General features: G+C 62.8%; 16 protein-coding genes. 6 read left to right on the forward strand and 10 right to left on the reverse strand.

Annotated features, from left to right (window positions below; translation table 11 throughout):
• The first annotated feature begins 15 nt into the window (after nt 1–15).
• From ACT6QH_RS08635 to ACT6QH_RS08645, 3 genes are all read left to right on the forward strand, one after another.
• Nucleotides 16–768: an alpha/beta fold hydrolase gene (locus tag ACT6QH_RS08635; RefSeq protein ID WP_444974414.1), complete on the forward strand. Its 753-nt coding sequence runs from the start codon at nt 16–18 to the stop codon at nt 766–768.
• 97 nt (nt 769–865) lie between these two features.
• Complete coding sequence (cysE, locus tag ACT6QH_RS08640) at nt 866–1786, forward strand: serine O-acetyltransferase (protein WP_444974415.1); 921 nt, start codon at nt 866–868, stop codon at nt 1784–1786.
• A 134-nt stretch (nt 1787–1920) separates the two neighbouring features.
• Nucleotides 1921–2142, forward strand: coding sequence for a DUF3126 family protein (locus tag ACT6QH_RS08645; protein WP_444974416.1), 222 nt, complete (start codon nt 1921–1923; stop codon nt 2140–2142).
• 126 nt (nt 2143–2268) lie between these two features.
• On the opposite strand, the gene ACT6QH_RS08650 is transcribed toward ACT6QH_RS08645, so the two are convergent.
• The 7 genes from ACT6QH_RS08650 to ACT6QH_RS08680 all read right to left on the reverse strand — a co-directional run bounded on the left by ACT6QH_RS08650 (nt 2269) and on the right by ACT6QH_RS08680 (nt 10722).
• Nucleotides 2269–3120: an asparaginase domain-containing protein gene (locus ACT6QH_RS08650; RefSeq protein WP_444974417.1), complete on the reverse strand. Its 852-nt coding sequence runs from the start codon at nt 3118–3120 to the stop codon at nt 2269–2271.
• 143 nt (nt 3121–3263) lie between these two features.
• Nucleotides 3264–3515, reverse strand: coding sequence for a formate dehydrogenase subunit delta (locus ACT6QH_RS08655; protein WP_444974418.1), 252 nt, complete (start codon nt 3513–3515; stop codon nt 3264–3266).
• Nucleotides 3516–3520: 5 nt separating this feature from the next.
• Nucleotides 3521–4405 (reverse strand): formate dehydrogenase accessory sulfurtransferase FdhD, encoded by an 885-nt coding sequence (gene fdhD, locus ACT6QH_RS08660; RefSeq protein ID WP_444974419.1) that lies wholly within the window; start codon nt 4403–4405, stop codon nt 3521–3523.
• Between the two features lie 171 nt (nt 4406–4576).
• Entirely contained in the window at nt 4577–7450 is a 2874-nt protein-coding gene (gene fdhF, locus ACT6QH_RS08665; protein WP_444974420.1) for a formate dehydrogenase subunit alpha, read from the reverse strand.
• A 17-nt stretch (nt 7451–7467) separates the two neighbouring features.
• Complete coding sequence (locus ACT6QH_RS08670) at nt 7468–9030, reverse strand: formate dehydrogenase beta subunit (RefSeq protein ID WP_444974421.1); 1563 nt, start codon at nt 9028–9030, stop codon at nt 7468–7470.
• On the reverse strand, nt 9027–9515 hold the full coding sequence (locus ACT6QH_RS08675) for a formate dehydrogenase subunit gamma (RefSeq protein WP_444974422.1): 489 nt from the start codon (nt 9513–9515) through the stop codon (nt 9027–9029). The genes ACT6QH_RS08670 and ACT6QH_RS08675 overlap by 4 nt, the downstream gene beginning before the upstream one ends.
• Before the next feature lie 277 nt (nt 9516–9792).
• A complete protein-coding gene (locus tag ACT6QH_RS08680; protein WP_444974423.1) occupies nt 9793–10722 on the reverse strand; it encodes a LysR family transcriptional regulator in 930 nt (309 codons plus the stop codon).
• A 161-nt stretch (nt 10723–10883) separates the two neighbouring features.
• Between ACT6QH_RS08680 and ACT6QH_RS08685 the strand changes: the two genes are divergently transcribed.
• From ACT6QH_RS08685 to ACT6QH_RS08695, 3 genes are all read left to right on the forward strand, one after another.
• Entirely contained in the window at nt 10884–11213 is a 330-nt protein-coding gene (locus tag ACT6QH_RS08685) for a hypothetical protein (RefSeq protein WP_444974424.1), read from the forward strand.
• A 146-nt stretch (nt 11214–11359) separates the two neighbouring features.
• Nucleotides 11360–11608 carry a hypothetical protein gene (locus ACT6QH_RS08690; protein ID WP_444974425.1) on the forward strand — a complete coding sequence of 83 codons (249 nt, stop codon included), beginning with the start codon at nt 11360–11362 and terminating at the stop codon, nt 11606–11608.
• Between the two features lie 156 nt (nt 11609–11764).
• Entirely contained in the window at nt 11765–12676 is a 912-nt protein-coding gene (locus tag ACT6QH_RS08695) for a DUF2865 domain-containing protein (RefSeq protein ID WP_444974426.1), read from the forward strand.
• Here the strand turns inward: ACT6QH_RS08695 and ACT6QH_RS08700 are convergent, their stop codons facing one another.
• From ACT6QH_RS08700 to cysQ, 3 genes are all read right to left on the reverse strand, one after another.
• Nucleotides 12677–13687, reverse strand: a complete 1011-nt coding sequence (locus tag ACT6QH_RS08700) for a hypothetical protein (protein ID WP_444974427.1) — start codon at nt 13685–13687, stop codon at nt 12677–12679.
• Between the two features lie 93 nt (nt 13688–13780).
• Entirely contained in the window at nt 13781–14425 is a 645-nt protein-coding gene (locus ACT6QH_RS08705; protein ID WP_444974428.1) for a DUF1134 domain-containing protein, read from the reverse strand.
• A 276-nt stretch (nt 14426–14701) separates the two neighbouring features.
• Nucleotides 14702–15526 (reverse strand): 3'(2'),5'-bisphosphate nucleotidase CysQ, encoded by an 825-nt coding sequence (gene cysQ / locus ACT6QH_RS08710; RefSeq protein WP_444974429.1) that lies wholly within the window; start codon nt 15524–15526, stop codon nt 14702–14704.
• Nucleotides 15527–15678: the final 152 nt, after the last annotated feature.

Raw genomic sequence — 15678 nt, forward strand, 5'->3', positions numbered from 1 at the left:
CGCGAAGGATGGAAGATGCCCCATTTCAATTCCGATGGTGTTGAACTGGCCTATTTTGATGAGGGCCAGGGCGATCCGGTGTTGCTTATCCATGGTTTTGCCTCTTCAAAGGACGTGAACTGGGTGGGCCCTTCCTGGACCCGCACGCTGATTGAGGCGGGCTATCGCGTCATTGCCTTCGATCATCGCGGCCATGGCGAATCCGGCAAGGTGCATGAGCCAGAGCGGTTCCACACCACCGAAATGGCAGCGGATGCGGTGCGCCTGCTGGACCATGTGGGCGTGGAGCGGGCCGATGTGATCGGCTATTCCATGGGTGCGCGCGTGGGTGCCTTCATGGCGCTGCTTTATCCGGCGCGAGTGCGCTCTCTGGTGCTGGGCGGGCTGGGCATTCATCTGGTGGATGGCGTGGGTCTGCCGCAGACCATCGCCGATGCGATGGACGCTCCTTCCCTTGAGGATGTGACAGACCCGATGGGCCGGATGTTCCGCACCTTCGCCGATAATAACCGGCAGGATCTCAAATCCCTCGCGGCCTGTATCCGCGGCTCCCGGCAGGAGCTGTCGCGGGAGGAGGTGGCCCGCATCTATCAGCCCGTGCTGGTGGCGGTGGGCACGCGGGACAAGGTGGCCGGAGACGCCCACGCTCTTGCCGCCCTTCTGCCCGATGGTGAGGCGCTGGATATTCCCAACCGGGACCATAATCCCGCCGTCGGCGACAAGGTGTTCAAGCAGGGCGTTCTGGATTTTCTGCTCCGCAGACCGTGATCGGGAATGTATCGCATTTTCCGCACTGCGCCTGACGTGGCGCAGTGCCCATGTTAAAGTGCCCGAAACACAGCACACCCACCCGCAGGAGGCAGGCATGGCGCAGTCTTCCGTGCCCACGGAAACCGAAATGCTCCAGCAGGGCACCACGCCCCAGTCCATTGATGATACTGCTTTCAAGATCACCAATGCCACGCCGGATCGCTGGCATGATGTGGTGGACCCGGTCTGGGCCCGTTTGCGCAGCGAGGCGGAAGACGCCGCCGCGCGCGAGCCGCTGGTTTCGGCGTTCCTCATCGGCGCAATTCTGGGCCAGCCCAGCCTGGAAGCGGTGATCGCCGAACGCCTCTCCGCCCGGCTGGATCATGCCGATCTGCCGGCAGCCGTGATCCGCGCGGCCTATCTGGAAGCGGTGGCGGATGACAAATCCATCGCCCAGGCCCTGCGCGCGGACATCATGGCGGTGGTGGATCGTGACCCGGCTGCCACCCGGACTTTGGACCCGGTGCTGTATTTCAAGGGCTTTCACGCCATTCAGGGCCATCGCCTCTCCCATTGGCTATGGGGGCGGGGGCAGCGCGATTTCGCGCTTTATCTGCAAAGTCGCATGTCCTCGGTCTTCGGGGTGGATATTCACCCGCAAGTGCCGCTGGGCCGGGGGGTCTTTCTGGATCATGCCACCGGCGTGGTGGTGGGCATGACAGCGGTGATTGAGGATGACGTGTCCATTCTTCAGAATGTGACGCTGGGCGGCACCGGCAAGGAGAGGGGGGACCGGCACCCCAAAATTCGCCGTGGCGTGCTGATTGGCGCGGGCGCAAAGGTGCTGGGCAATATCGAGGTGGGGCGCTGCGCCCGTGTGGCCGCCGGCTCCGTGGTGCTGAAGCCGGTGCCGCGCAATTCCACCGTGGCAGGTATTCCCGCCCGCGTGGTGGGCCAGGCGGGGTGCGCCGAACCTGCCCGCTCAATGGATCAGATGTTCGAGGATATGGATATTTTCGCCGGGGCGGATATCTGAGCCAGCTTCAGCTTTCCCCATAAAACCGCGTCTATCCCCGTCTTCCCCCATCATGGTGAATTTTCGGGGCGAATGCCTTGAATGCCATGCAGGCGAAGGCCATAAGGCGAACCAGTTCACCTCAGGAGGAACCTTTGGATAAAACCGAGCTCGCGCGTCTCCAGCGCTACATGCGGACCCTGTTCGGAAACCCGCATATCAAGGTGGTGGGTCGCCCGAAGAAAAAGGATTCGGCCGAGGTCTATTTGGGTGATGAGTTCATCGGTGTGATGTTCAAGGACGATGAGGACGAGGATCTGTCCTACAATTTCGAGATGGCCATTCTCGATACCGACCTGGACGACATGGAAGACTGAGCGGCTTGATCGCCCCGGACTTTTCCCGGTTGCAGAATTTCGCCGTCTCCGCATGGGCCATGCGCCCGCTGCGGGGGCGGCTTTTTCATGGCTGGGGCCAGCGGGCCAGATGGATAAGGGCTGGTTTCAGTTCAGCCACAGATGAACCAGCGCTGCCTCTGGTGTTTCCTGCCCACCATTTTCCACGCCGCAATTCCAAAATTTCTGCCCGGCGGCATAAGTGCCGGGCTTCAGCCCTCCGCTCTCACACTGGCTGACGGCGCGCAGCCGCTTGCCGGCCCTGATGGCCGCGGCCAGCGTAGCGAACAGCGCCTCATCATCGGCCACGGTACCCGCGCCATAAATGCGCAGCACTGCACCATCCAGCGCCTCAAGCGCGGCGGCAAGCGCGGGAACGGGCAGGCCGGGGGTGAGCTGGAGAATGGCCAGCCGCCGGGACGGATCAAAACGGCGATGCAGCGGTGATGTGGCCGGGGCCTGCGGAATGGCCCGGAAGGCATTGGCGTTCTGGCTATGCACCTTCACCAGCCCGTCTGCTGGCAGCACTGCGCCATTGAAGGAGAGCCGCACTCCGGCCGCACCGGCCAGCGCATGGCTGAGGGCAAGCTCCAGATTGCTTTCCGCATCGCCGCCCATACCGAGTGGCACCATGGAGCCGCACAGCACCACGCTGCGCCCCGTGCCGGCAAGGGCCTGTGACAGCGCCGCACCGCTATAGGCCATGGTATCGGTGCCATGGGTCATCAGAACGGATGTGCCAGGATGCGCCTCGATCAGATCCAGCATGCGGTTCCAGGCGCGCGGGCCGATATCCGCGCTGTCCACCAGCGGCGCGAAGCGTTCCACTATCAGGCTGACACCCGTCGCGAGCCTTGCGGCCACCGCGGCTTCCACAATCCCATCCTGCGGGGCAAGGCCCTGCGCTGTCTGGCCCATGCAGATGGTGCCGCCGGTATGAACAAGCAACAGGCGGTTCATGCCCTTTTCCTCATGTGAAGCAGCCCCGAGCAGCGGCGGATCTGGCCGGAAGATGGGCGATCCGCGCCGTCACATCAAGGCGTGTGCATGAAAGGCGAGGCGTGAAAGGCTGGCATGCAAATGTGGCATATGGGTGTGGCGTTTCACGCGGGAGAAGTGGCGGCAAGTTCCTTCATGGCTTCCAGCGCCACGGGCGAGAGCCCTTCACCACCTGCGGCCACATGCTCGGCCATCTTGGCGCGCATGCGCGGGTCCCAGAACTTGCGGATATGGGTGCGAGTTTCCTTCACGGCCTGTTCGTGCGGCTGTTGGGCGAAGGCGGTGGCGATCTGGTTGGCCATATAGACCAGCTTGTCCATGCCGCTATTGTGGGATGAGGTATCGTGCTGTTCCATGGCTGTCATTCCATTGTGCCAGAGAGGGCCTGAAGCCTGTCGCCGGGCAGAATGCGTCCGGCATGGGTGAAAATCTCGAAACCATCCGCGCGCGCGACGGCGCACAGCGTGATGCCGGCGGCATCGGCCATGCGGATGGCCAGCGAGGTGGGGGCGGACACCGCGACGATGATGCCGCAACCCAGCACCGCCGCTTTCTGCACCATTTCGATGGAGACGCGGCTGGTGAGCAGCAGCAGGCCACACGATGTTTGCCATTGTTCGCGTGCGGCCCTGCCTACCAGCTTGTCCAGCGCATTGTGGCGACCCACATCTTCCGCCAGCCCCAGAATGCCCGCGCCGGGCTGGAAAAAGGCGGCGGCATGAACTGCGCGGGTTTCATGGCCCAGAAGCTGAAGCGGCCCAAGGCTGGACATGGCGCTGCGCACGGTCTCCGGCTCGAACCGGGCCCTGGAGGTGACATGGGCTGCGGGCTTGATGGCGGCGGCCAGGCTTTCTACCCCACACAGGCCACAACCTGTTGGCCCGGCCAATGTACGGCGGCGGGCAGAGAGGGTGCGCATCTGCTCTTCGGCAATCCACATGCGGGCTTCGACGCCCTCATCAAGAATGAGGGTTTCGCAGCTCTCGATTTCGGAAGGGCTGCTGATAATGCCTTCCGTGAGAGAGAAGCCGAGGGCGAAATCCTCGATATGGGTGGGGCTCGCCATCATCACCGCATGGGTGGTGCCATTATAGGTGAGGGCCACGGGCACCTCTTCCGGCACCGTGCGCAGGCCCTCGCTCAGCACGCCTTCACGCCATTGGATACGCCCCACGCGACGGGCGGGCGGTGGCGCCTTGAGGGGGGCGGAGATCATCTCGTCGCTGATGTCGGGAAGATCTGCCATCCGCGCGAACCTGCCTTATGAAAGGGCTGGGCAGAGGCGGGAACAGCCCGTTGCCCGGCCGGGAAAGAAGAGAGGGCCCATGGCGGAGGGTACACCATGGGCCCTGCGGCGCGATGTGGAAACCGGAGCCTGCAAGGGGGAGGGAACAGGCCCGGTTTTGCGGCTGGGGGACTATTCAGCCGCATCCACAGCGATGCGCCGACTTTTTCGCGAGAGGTCCTCATAGGCCTCCTGCCAGGCGGTGGGCCCGTTGGATGGGGAAACCTGTACCGCTGTCACCTTGTATTCCGGGCAGTTGGTGGCCCAGTCGGAGAAATCGGTGGTCACCACATTCGCCTGTGTCTCAGGGTGGTGGAAGGTGGTGTAAACCACCCCCGGCGCCACCCTGTCGGTAATGTGCGCCCGCAGTGAGATGGAACCGGAGCGGCTGTCCAGCTTCACGAAATCACCATCACGAATGCCGCGGTTCTCGGCATCATGGGGGTGGATTTCCAGCAGGTCTTCCTTGTGCCAGGCCACATTGGCGGTGCGCCGGGTCTGCGCCCCCACATTGTAATGCGAGAGAATGCGCCCGGTAGTGAGCAGCAGCGGGAAGCGCGGGCCGGTGCGCTCATCCGTTGGCACATATTCGGTGAGCATGAACTTGCCCTTGCCGCGCACGAAGCCATCTACATGCATCACGGGGGTGCCTTCGGGGGCGGCATCATTGCAGGGCCACTGCACCGAGCCCAGCTCCTCCAACTTCTGATAGGAGACGCCCGTAAAGGTGGGTGTGAGGGCTGCGATCTCATCCATGATCTGCGAGGGGTGCTCATAAGGCATGGGGTAGCCCAGCGCATTGGAGAGCATCATGGTGACTTCCCAATCGGCATAGCCATTCTTGGGGGCCATCACCTTGCGCACCCGCTGGATGCGACGCTCGGCATTGGTGAAGGTGCCGTCCTTTTCCAGGAAGGTGCAGCCGGGCAGGAACACATGGGCGTAGTTCGCTGTCTCGTTCAGGAAGATATCCTGCACCACGAGGCATTCCAGCGCGTCAAGGCCGGCCGAGACATGCCTGGTGTCGGGGTCGGACTGGAGAATGTCCTCGCCCTGCACATACAGGCCCTTGAAGGAACCATCCACGGCGGCATCAAACATATTGGGAATGCGCAGGCCGGGTTCCTCATCCAGACGCACGTTCCACAACGCTTCAAAGCTCTCTCGCACGGCATCGCCGGAGACATGGCGATAGCCCGGCAGCTCATGGGGGAAGGAGCCCATGTCGCAGCTGCCCTGCACATTGTTCTGTCCGCGCAGCGGGTTCACGCCCACGCCCTCGCGGCCGATATTGCCGGTGGCCATGGCCAGATTCGCAATCGCCATCACCGTGGTGGAACCCTGCGAATGCTCGGTGACGCCAAGGCCGTAATAGATGGCCGCATTGCCACCCTGTGCGTAAAGCCGGGCTGCACCGCGCACCAGTTCCGCCGGCACCTTGGTATATTGCTCCACATTTTCCGGGCTGTGGCGCTCATCTGCGACGAAGGCGGCCCATTCCTGGAAATCCTGCCAATCGCAGCGTTCGCGCACGAACGCCTCATTCACAAGGCCCTCGGTCACGATCACATGGGCCATGGCGGTGACAATGGCGACATTGGTGCCGGGCTTCAGCGCCAGATGATAGGAAGCCTCCACATGGGGCGAGCGCACAATATCGGTGCGGCGCGGATCAATGACGATCAGCTTCGCTCCCTCACGCAGGCGCTTCTTGAGGCGGGAGCCGAACACGGGATGGCCATCAGTGGGATTGGCCCCGATGATGAGCACCACATCGGTCTTCTCAACGCTGTCGAAATCCTGTGTGCCGGCGGAGGTGCCATAGGTTTGCGAGAGGCCATAGCCGGTGGGCGAATGGCACACGCGGGCGCAGGTATCGACATTGTTGTTGCCGAAGCCGGCGCGGATCAGCTTCTGCACCAGATAGGTTTCTTCATTGGTGCAGCGCGAAGAGGTGATGCCGCCCACCGCGCGGCGGCCATATTTGGCCTGAATGCGCTTGAACTCGGAGGCGGCATAGGCAATCGCCTCCTCATAGCTCACTTCCTTCCACGGCTCATCAATGGATGAACGGATCATCGGCTTGAGGATGCGATCCTTGTGGGTGGCGTAGCCATAAGCGAAGCGGCCCTTCACACAGCTATGGCCGCGATTGGCCTTGCCTTCCTTGTAGGGCACCATGCGCACCAGCTCATCACCGCGCATTTCCGCCTTGAAGGTGCAGCCGACGCCGCAATAGGCACAGGTCGTCACCAGCGCATGTTCGGGCGTGCCGATCTCATACACGGTCTTTTCATTAAGGGTCGCCGTGGGGCAGCTCTGCACGCACGCCCCGCAGGAGACGCACTCGGACGACAGGAAGGATTCCGACATGCCGGGCGAAACCCGGCTTTCGAAGCCGCGGCCCGAAATGGTCAGCGCAAAGGTGCCCTGCACCTCTTCACAGGCCCGAACGCAGCGGTTGCAGACGATGCACTTGGAGGCGTCATAGGTGAAATAGGGGTTCGATTCATCCTTGGCGAGGGCCAGATGGTTCTCGCCCTCATAGCCATAGCGCACCTCGCGCAGGCCTACCGCGCCGGCCATATCCTGCAATTCGCAATCACCATTGGCGGAGCAGGTGAGGCAATCCAGCGGATGATCGGAGATATAAAGCTCCATCACGCCCTTGCGGATCTGCTTGAGGCGCTCGGTCTGGGTTTTCACCGAAATGCCTTCCGCCACCGGCGTGGTGCAGGAGGCCGGCGTGCCGTTGCGGCCTTCGATCTCGACCAGACACAGCCGGCAGGAGCCGAAAGCGTCCAGCATGTCGGTGGCGCAGAGCTTGGGGATCTGCGTGCCGATTTCCATCGCGGCGCGCATGATGGAGGTGCCTTCGGGCACCGTCACCTGTGTACCGTCAATGGTCAGCGTCACCATTTTGTCGGAGGTGGCGGCCGGGGTGCCGTAATCCCGCTCATGAATGGTGATGGTGGAATTGATGTGGGGGGCAGAAGTGGTGTCCATCGGGCGGTCCTCCGGGCTCATTCCGCGGCCGCGGGCATTTCGGTCGTATCGCCGAAATCTTCAGGGAAGTGGTTGAGGGCGCTCAGCACGGGATAGGGCGCAAACCCGCCCAGTGCACATAGAGAGCCCAGCTTCATGGTGTTGCAGAGGTCGCGCAGCAGCACGAGATTCGCCGCGCGATCCTGCCCGGCCATCACCTTGTCCAGCGTTTCAACGCCACGGGTGGAGCCGATGCGGCAGGGGGTGCATTTGCCGCAACTCTCAACGGAGCAGAACTCCATCGAGAACCGCGCCATTTGCGCCATATCAACCGTATCGTCGAACACGACGAGCCCGCCATGGCCAATGAGGGCATCCTTGGCGGTGAAGGCTTCGTAATCAAACGGCGTATCGAACTGGGAGACGGGCATGTAAGCTCCCAGCGGCCCGCCAGCCTGCACCGTGCGCACCGGACGACCGGATGCGGTGCCGCCGCCAATCTCGTTCACCAGTTCGCCGAGCGAGATGCCGAAGGCCGTTTCAAACAGACCGCCATGCTTGATGTTGCCGGCGAGCTGGATTGGCATGGTGCCGCGAGACCGGCCCATGCCAAAATCCCGATAATAGGCGCCGCCCTTGTCAAGAATGATGGGCACGGTGGCCAGAGACACGAGATTGTTGATGACGGTGGGCTGGCCGAACAGCCCCTTTATGGCGGGCAATGGGGGCTTGGCGCGCACTTCGCCGCGCTTGCCTTCCAGGCTTTCCAGCAGGGCGGTTTCCTCGCCGCAGACATAAGCGCCTGCGCCCATGCGGATTTCCATATCGAAATGATAATCCGAACCGGCGATGTTCCGGCCAAGAAGGCCGGCATGGCGCGCCTTGGCGATGGCCTTTTCCATCGCCACGAAGGAGATGGGATATTCCGAGCGGGAATAGATATAGCCCTTGGTGGCCCCCACCGCGATGCCGGCAATCGTCATGCCTTCAATCAGGCAGAAGGGGTCAGCTTCCATGATGAGGCGGTCGGCGAAGGTGCCGCTGTCGCCTTCATCGGCATTGCAGACAATATAGCGCTGGTCAGCCTCGGTCTGGGCCACGGTGCGCCACTTGATTCCGGTGGGAAAACCTGCGCCGCCACGACCGCGCAGACCGCTTTCCAGCACCTCTTCCACAATCGCTTCCGGCCCCAGCTCCAGCGCACGCTTCAGGCCACGATAGCCGCCATGGGCCTCATAATCGGTGAGGGAGAGCGGGTCGATAATGCCGATGCGGGCGAAGGTGAGGCGGGTCTGTTTCTTCAGGAAGGGCAGCTCATCCACCACACCCACGCAGAGCGGGTGATCGGCCCCGTGCAGAAGGCCGGCGTGGAGCAGTTCTTCCACATCCGCAGGCTTCACCGGGCCATAGCCCACCCGGCCCTTATCGGTTTCGATTTCGATCAGTGGCTCCAGCCAGAACAGGCCGCGCGAGCCATTGCGCACGATATCATAGGTGATGCCCCGCGCGGCGAGGCCTTCCTCCAGCTTGCGGGCGATCCGGTCTGCGCCACAGGCAAGGGCGGTGGCGTCATTGGGTACATAGATGCGGTGGACGGTCATTGTGCGCCCTTTCCGTTCACGAAACCTTCGGAGATCTCGTCAATGGCTTCAGCGTCCAGCCGGCCCACAAGGCGGCCATCCACCAGCGCGGAAGGGGCGCAGGCACACAGGCCGAGGCAGTAGATGGGTTCCAGCGTCACTGCGCCATCCGGCGTGGTTTCACCCATGGAAACACCGAAGCGCTCTTCCGCATGGGCAATCAGCGCCTTCGCCCCCATGGACTGGCAGGCTTCCGCCGCGCACAGCTTCACCACATGGCGGCCGGGCGGCTCACGGCGAAAATCATGATAGAAGGTGACAACACCATAAACTTCAGCCCGTGAGAGATTGAGCTGTTCGGCGATCATGGGAATGACGGGATCAGGCACATAGCCGAAGGTTTCCTGCACCGCATGCAGGATGGGCAGGGTGGCCCCTTCAAGGCTCTGATATTCCGCAATCACCTGAGCAGCGCGCTCGGTGCTCCAATCCTCATAGACAGCCATAGGCGTCCGCCTTCCCTGATGGCAGTCGCGCTGCTGGCCTGCGCAACTGCCTCCTTGTGATCGTTTTAAAAAGAGTGTCACAAATGGCAGGGGGATCAATGCCGCAGTTTCATGCTGCGATAGAACATTTCTATTGAGGTGACGTGGTTGCGAGAGCAGCCCGGTGGGGCACCGGCCATATTGTCTTTAAGGTATTGTCCAGAAATGATGTTTTGGCGGAAAGACCCGGTGCCTCGGCATGGCTTTCCGCCTCGGTTATCGGAGACATCGAGCGACTTTATTGCGATGCAGCAAGGGGGCGCTCCGGCCAGATCCCATCTTGCAGAGTCGGTGCGATGCGTCGGGCTTCGGCAATCAGTGCTGTGGTGATGGGGCTTGAAGGCTCGCGATAGGGGGCGACCAGGCCGATGGAATGGGAGAGTTCCGGTTCCATGATGGGGATGGCGCGCACGCCTTCCAGTATGCCCAATGCCTCGGCCAGCATGGCGGGCATTACGCTGGCCCATAGCCCGCTGCGCACATGGGAGAGCAGGGCGATCATGGAGTTGGATTCCAGCATGGGCGCGGCGCGCTGGCCAAGGGCGGACAGGGCGCCATCAATAATGCGGCGGTTCTGCATATCCGATGTCATGAGGGCGAGGGGCAGGCTGGCGACATCTTTCCAGCTGATGCTTTCGGGGGCCTCGGGCAGAAGTGAGGTGCGCGCGATCAGCCGGTAGCTTTCCTGATAAAGCGGCACGGTGTTGACCCGGCCCAGCGGCTCATTGTCCAGATAGGTTAGCCCGGCATCAATGGCGAGATTCTCCAGATCCGTGAGAATCTCCTCCGAATTGCCGGATATGATGGTAAAGCGCACATCTGGATAGCGGGTGCAGAAGGCGCTTGTCAGCGCCGCGACCATGGGCATGGCCGAAGGGATGGCGGCAATGCGCACCGGCCCTGAAAGGCCGCGTTTCAGTGCCTCGATATCCTGTCGCATGGCCCGTGTATCGCCCACAATGCGCCGGGCCCAATCCAGCGCGCGCTCGCCTTCGGGGGTGAACCCTACAAAGCGTGAGCCACGCTGCACAAGAAGCACGCCCAGCACATCTTCAAGATGCTTGATGCCCGCTGAAAGTGTTGGCTGGGAAATGCCGCAGGATTCTGCCGCACGACCGAAATGCCGCTCCCGCGAGAGCGCAATGAGATATTCGAGCTTGTCGATCATGCGCGCAGTATCACGGGCAGATGAGCAGGGGTGCAACACTCGAGTTTCAAATCTGCTGAAAGACTGTGCTTTTGTTTTTACCTGAGCTGAAATGCCTCTTCATTTTCACACCGTCAGGGCCTGCCATATCTGCTGGGGCCTGAGGGCAGGAGGCACAAAACATGCATTTATCCATGCGTGGCTGGGCGCTCATTCTGGGCATGGCTGGGGGCATAATGGTCAACGGGGGCGTGAGCAGCCCGGCCATGGCTTTTCCCGCAGGGGGCGTGCACACGCTTCTTCAGGATGCTGTTGCGGCGAAAACCTTGTCGGCGGAGCCGGTGGGGTGGGTGTGCCGGCAGAATCGCTGCACCTGGGACCCTAATTTTCGTGGGCGGGTTCCGAGCTATGCCCGCTCCTGGGGGCCGCCGCGCAACAATTCCTGCCGATGGGAGCGGGTGCGCGACCGGAGTGGAGACTGGCGCTGGCGCGAGGTGTGTCGCCGCCGCTAAGGCCAAACAGGCTTGGCGCAGAAGCGCATTCACGAGAGTGTGATGGCCTCTGGGGCCGGCCCGTGGAACATCCGGGCCGGCTTTAACCTTTTCTCAATATATGCCCGCCGGCGATTCGTCCGGGCGGAAGGGGGAGGGTGAATGTCATGGCTTTTTTTTCAACCTCCGGTGGATATGTTGCGCGCCCGTCTTCCACGGCACGGGCTGGTGGCATGGGCCGCCAACCCGGTGGAGAAGGGGGGAGGCGCACGGAAGGTTCTTTCCTTATCGCATTGGTCATGCTGCTGTTTGCCGTGCTTCTGATGGCCACGCCAGCGCTGGCGTTGTTGAGCCTTCCGGCAGATCCTCCGGTTCAGCCTGTGCATATGCTGCCCCAGCCAACCCGGTTTGCCTGAGGGCGACCACACCGGCGTTAATCTTCTCTTCGAGTGATGCTGGACGCTATCCCTCCCTGCGGTGTATCGCCTGAGGGGTGGGGAGCGTGGGTTCCCGTCTGTTCTGCGAAGGAAGCGTCGCGCGGTACGCGTGTTCCGGGGAGGCGGCGTGTGAAGATGAAGGGAAGCAAAGTGGCCCGTCAGGGGGCGCTCTGGAGCCTTGCAGCCCTGGCGCTGGCCTTGTGGGCCGGACCTGTGCAGGCGCATGGCGCACGGCATTCCGTTCAGGATGGCGCGCATCATGCTGTCATGGCCTTTGAGGGGCTTAGGGCACAGGCACCCGAACAGCAGATAATCCGGGCGGAAACCCCGGTATTTTCACTGTTTCCATCGGCTGCCCAGCGGCAGGCGCAGGGGCCGAAAGGTGTGCGGGTGGCGCAATGGGGCCGCCCGGCCTCGCCCATCGAAAGTTTTTTCTCCACCCTGTTCGGAGGTGGACGACGCCCGCCGCCACAGCAGGAAGCGCCCCGGCCGCGCGTTCTCATCACGCCTGGGGAGGCAGGGACTGGCAGAGCAGGTGCGGTTGAACGCGCCCGCCCGCGTGGGGGTTCCACCGCCTTTTGCGTGCGCAGTTGTGACGGCCGTTTCTTTCCTCTCGGCGCACGGGTCAGCCGAGCTTCTTATGGGGCCGGGCAGTCTCAGTGCCAGTCCATGTGTCCGGGTGCGGACATGCAGCTTTTCACCAGTTCCGGCAGCATTGATACGGCTGTGAGCATTCGCGGCACATCCTATGTTTCCATGCCGACGGCTTATCTCTTCCGCAAGAAGCTGGTGGAGGGATGCAGTTGCACGGGGGGAAGCGTTGGCGGTCTGCGCCATGTGGACATCAAGAATGATCCCACCCTGCGCAAGGGCGATGTGGTGATGACGGAAACCGGCCCGCGCATCTTTACCGGCAGCCGCAAGAAGGGGCCGCCCTATCGCGATGCCGATTTCGTGCAGCCTTCCAAATTTCCGCGTCTCTCGAAGGAAATGCGCCAGCGGCTGAAAGAGTTGACCATGGCGTCCTCTGATCGGAACGGGGGGTGATTATCCCTCCCGGTCTGGCGGCTTCTGCTGCGCCAGAAGGGTGCGGATGCGGGCGGCCAGGCTGGTTTCGGAAGAGCCCCCGGCCGTCTCTGGCCCCGCATGCACAAGGGCAGGAATGGGAGAGGCGGAGCCTTCCATCTGTGCGGTAAGCGCGGCCATGCGCGCTGCGAGATCTTTCAGCTCGTTTCTCAGGGCGGGCAGATCGCCATGAGTGGCGCGCGCCTTCGCCAGCGCCTGCTGCATCAGCTCATGGTCTGCTTCCAGTTGGTGCAGGGCCAGTCGTACACGATTGGCCTCAACCTCGGCCTCATCATGATCGTTGGCGCGGCGACGCTCCAGCGTATGAAGCGCGGCCTGATTGGCTTCAAGATCACCGCGGGTCACGAGCAGCGTATCATTGAGCACATCCTTTTCGGACTGGAGGCGGGAGACCATGGTTTCAAGCGCCTCTTTCTCGCTGCTGCGCGTTTCCAGTGTGACATGAAGCGCCGCCAGCCGCGCTGCCTGGCTGGCTATAATGCTTTCTTTTTCGGAAATCTCGGCTTCCAGGGTCTTCAGCCGAGCTTGTGCAGCGCGAACCTTCCCGGTGGAGCCGGCTGCGGTCTCTGAGGTTTCCGGTGGAGTGGCCTGTGCGGAGCCTTCAGGCAGGGCGGTTGACGCCGCAGCTTCGCCCTGTTCCGCATGGTTTGCCGAGGGGGGGCCGGGGGCGGGCTCCTGCGGGCGCTCCAGCTCCAGAAGCCGCAGGCGCTGACGCTCCATTGTGGTGGCCTGCTCTGCAATGGTGGTGCGCAGGGCCTGCATCTGCATATTCAACCGGCACTCGGTAATAGCGAACTGGGCGCGTTGCTGGTCTTTTCCCGCTTCCACCTCAAACAGAGAAACTGGAACCGCAGCCTCCACCCGCTTCGTGGTGAGGCGCACGGCACGGTGCCAGACGGCGGGCAGGATGAGCAGGGCCACGAGTGCGGCCACCAGCGCACCCAGCACGAAATACATGATCTGCTCGATCACCTTGCGCCCGTTCCTCCGCTTCTTCTGCCTGTTGTGCCATGGGCGCGGCGCATGCGCCAGCGCCCCGGCAGGGTCCGGCGCGCCCAGAATGGATCAGAAGGGGTTCCAGGTGGGGTTGGGCGTGAATTTCAGATAACCCACATTGGCCCCGAGCCGCACGCCGACACCGGAGCGGATTGGCACAATCACCATGCCATCTGCTCCCAGGGCGGACATGCCAAAACCGGCCACCACATAGGCCGAGCCGGAAATGCCGCCGAAGCGGCGGAAAATGTCATCCACCCGGCGCATGTTGTAGACGAGGATCATGGTGCGCGCGCCATCGCCTCCGAAATCCCAGCCGATGGAGGGCCCCTGCCAGTAGATCTTCATATCACCGGCATTGCGGGTATAGAGCGTGCCTTCACCATAACGCAGCCCGCCCACAAAGGCCCCGGTGCCCTCCTGGCCGAGAATATAGCCATTGGGCTCGCCCCATTGCTGCACGGCCTGCTCAATGGTGAGAGCCAGCCCGCGTGAGACGCTGCCGAAAAAGGAATGCCCCTGGCTCACCAGCTCGCTGCTGGAGTAGGTGGGCTGTTGTTGTGCCGGCCGATAGGGCTGGGGTTGCGGCTGGTATTGTTGAGGTTGATAGGGCTGCTGTTGCTGGGGCTGGTATTGCTGCTGATATTGCGCGGCAGCCGGCAGCGTGGCGCCCAGAAGCGCGGCTGTGGCGACAGGCACGGAGAGGGCGGCCATGCGTCTGCGGGCCGGGTGTGCGCCTGCGCGGGAAGGGGAAGAAAGGAAGCTCAAGAGGGGGCGCATCATGAATCTCGCTGTGGGCTTCAGAAGCGGCGCGCACGGCAGATTGCCACCTGAATGTGGCAATCTCTCCACCATGTCTTCCGCTGAAAAACGCCCAGACGAAACATGACATGCAGAGAGGCCGCAGCCTTGTCGGCTGCCAGCTTCCCTGCTTTGCCTTATCAGAGGGTTAAGTCCTGAAGGAGAGATGCAGTGGCTGCGCGCAGAGTCTCAGCCGCGTTTGCCCCAGGCGATGAAGCCATGCACCTTGAAATCGTTCTCCGGGTGGCCATAGGTCAGCGGGCTGCCATCCGGGCGCGTGATGACGCCGCCGGCCGCGCTCACCAGCGCATGGCCCGCTGCACTGTCCCACTCCATCACCGTGCCAAGGCGGGGGTAAAGATCCACCCGGCCTTCCGCCACCAGCCCGAATTTCAGCGCCGAACCGGCAGGGATACGCTCCGCCACTTCATATTGCGAGATGAGAGCGTCCGTCTTGGGGTCTCCATGTGAGCGGCTGGCGGCCACAGTGATGGGGCCTTGCGGCACCTCCCGGCAGGAAATCGCCTCCCAGCTTTCCATCGCGACTGCATCGCCCGGTGCGCGGGTGGCCCGGAAGGCCGCGCCGGGGCGGCCGGCGAACAGCAGGTTGCGAGCAGGGGCGTAGACAACGCCCAGCACCGGAACGCCCTTTTCAATCACCGCAATATTGACCGTATATTCCCCATTGCCGGAGATGAACTCCTTGGTACCGTCCAGCGGGTCCACCAGCACGAAGCGCTCAGCCAGTTCGGCCCCCATCCCGGCCAGGGCCTGCACGCCTTTTTCTGCCATGGCCTCTTCGGCCACCACGGGCGTGCCGGGCAGCAGTTTCGCCAAGGCGGCGCAGATGAGCTTTTCCGCGGCCCTGTCCGCCTCGGTCACGGGGCTGCGGTCATTCTTTTGCAGAGCCGTGATGCCATCAGCCTCAATGCGGCGAATGACAATGCCGGCCTGAAGAGCGATCTCAGCAAGGCTGGCAAGAAGGGGAGCGTCTGTCGGGGCGGCAGGTCGCATCTGGGCCTCTTTCAGCGGGCGTGCCCCAAACCGGGCGACGCAGGGTAAAGGATGCGCCTCATTAACCTTCACGCATCAGCTTGTCGATGCAGGGGGCGCGTGTGCTTGTGAGAGAAGGGCGGGCAGGTGTATTCCACAAGGCCTGCACCGCG

This window comes from Haloleucobacter albus (genome assembly GCF_052492075.1).

Bases quoted from the DNA above. Each gene is read 5' to 3' on its own strand.
- ACT6QH_RS08635 (WP_444974414.1), top strand. From the start codon at position 16: ATGCCCCATTTCAATTCCGATGGTGTTGAACTGGCCTATTTTGATGAG.
- cysE (WP_444974415.1), top strand. From the start codon at position 866: ATGGCGCAGTCTTCCGTGCCCACGGAAACCGAAATGCTCCAGCAGGGC.
- ACT6QH_RS08650 (WP_444974417.1), bottom strand. From the start codon at position 3,120: ATGAACCGCCTGTTGCTTGTTCATACCGGCGGCACCATCTGCATGGGC.
- ACT6QH_RS08655 (WP_444974418.1), bottom strand. From the start codon at position 3,515: ATGGAACAGCACGATACCTCATCCCACAATAGCGGCATGGACAAGCTG.
- fdhD (WP_444974419.1), bottom strand. From the start codon at position 4,405: ATGGCAGATCTTCCCGACATCAGCGACGAGATGATCTCCGCCCCCCTC.
- fdhF (WP_444974420.1), bottom strand. From the start codon at position 7,450: ATGGACACCACTTCTGCCCCCCACATCAATTCCACCATCACCATTCAT.
- ACT6QH_RS08670 (WP_444974421.1), bottom strand. From the start codon at position 9,030: ATGACCGTCCACCGCATCTATGTACCCAATGACGCCACCGCCCTTGCC.
- ACT6QH_RS08675 (WP_444974422.1), bottom strand. From the start codon at position 9,515: ATGGCTGTCTATGAGGATTGGAGCACCGAGCGCGCTGCTCAGGTGATT.
- ACT6QH_RS08680 (WP_444974423.1), bottom strand. From the start codon at position 10,722: ATGATCGACAAGCTCGAATATCTCATTGCGCTCTCGCGGGAGCGGCAT.
- ACT6QH_RS08685 (WP_444974424.1), top strand. From the start codon at position 10,884: ATGCATTTATCCATGCGTGGCTGGGCGCTCATTCTGGGCATGGCTGGG.
- ACT6QH_RS08690 (WP_444974425.1), top strand. From the start codon at position 11,360: ATGGCTTTTTTTTCAACCTCCGGTGGATATGTTGCGCGCCCGTCTTCC.
- ACT6QH_RS08695 (WP_444974426.1), top strand. From the start codon at position 11,765: ATGAAGGGAAGCAAAGTGGCCCGTCAGGGGGCGCTCTGGAGCCTTGCA.
- ACT6QH_RS08705 (WP_444974428.1), bottom strand. From the start codon at position 14,425: ATGGCCGCCCTCTCCGTGCCTGTCGCCACAGCCGCGCTTCTGGGCGCC.
- cysQ (WP_444974429.1), bottom strand. From the start codon at position 15,526: ATGCGACCTGCCGCCCCGACAGACGCTCCCCTTCTTGCCAGCCTTGCT.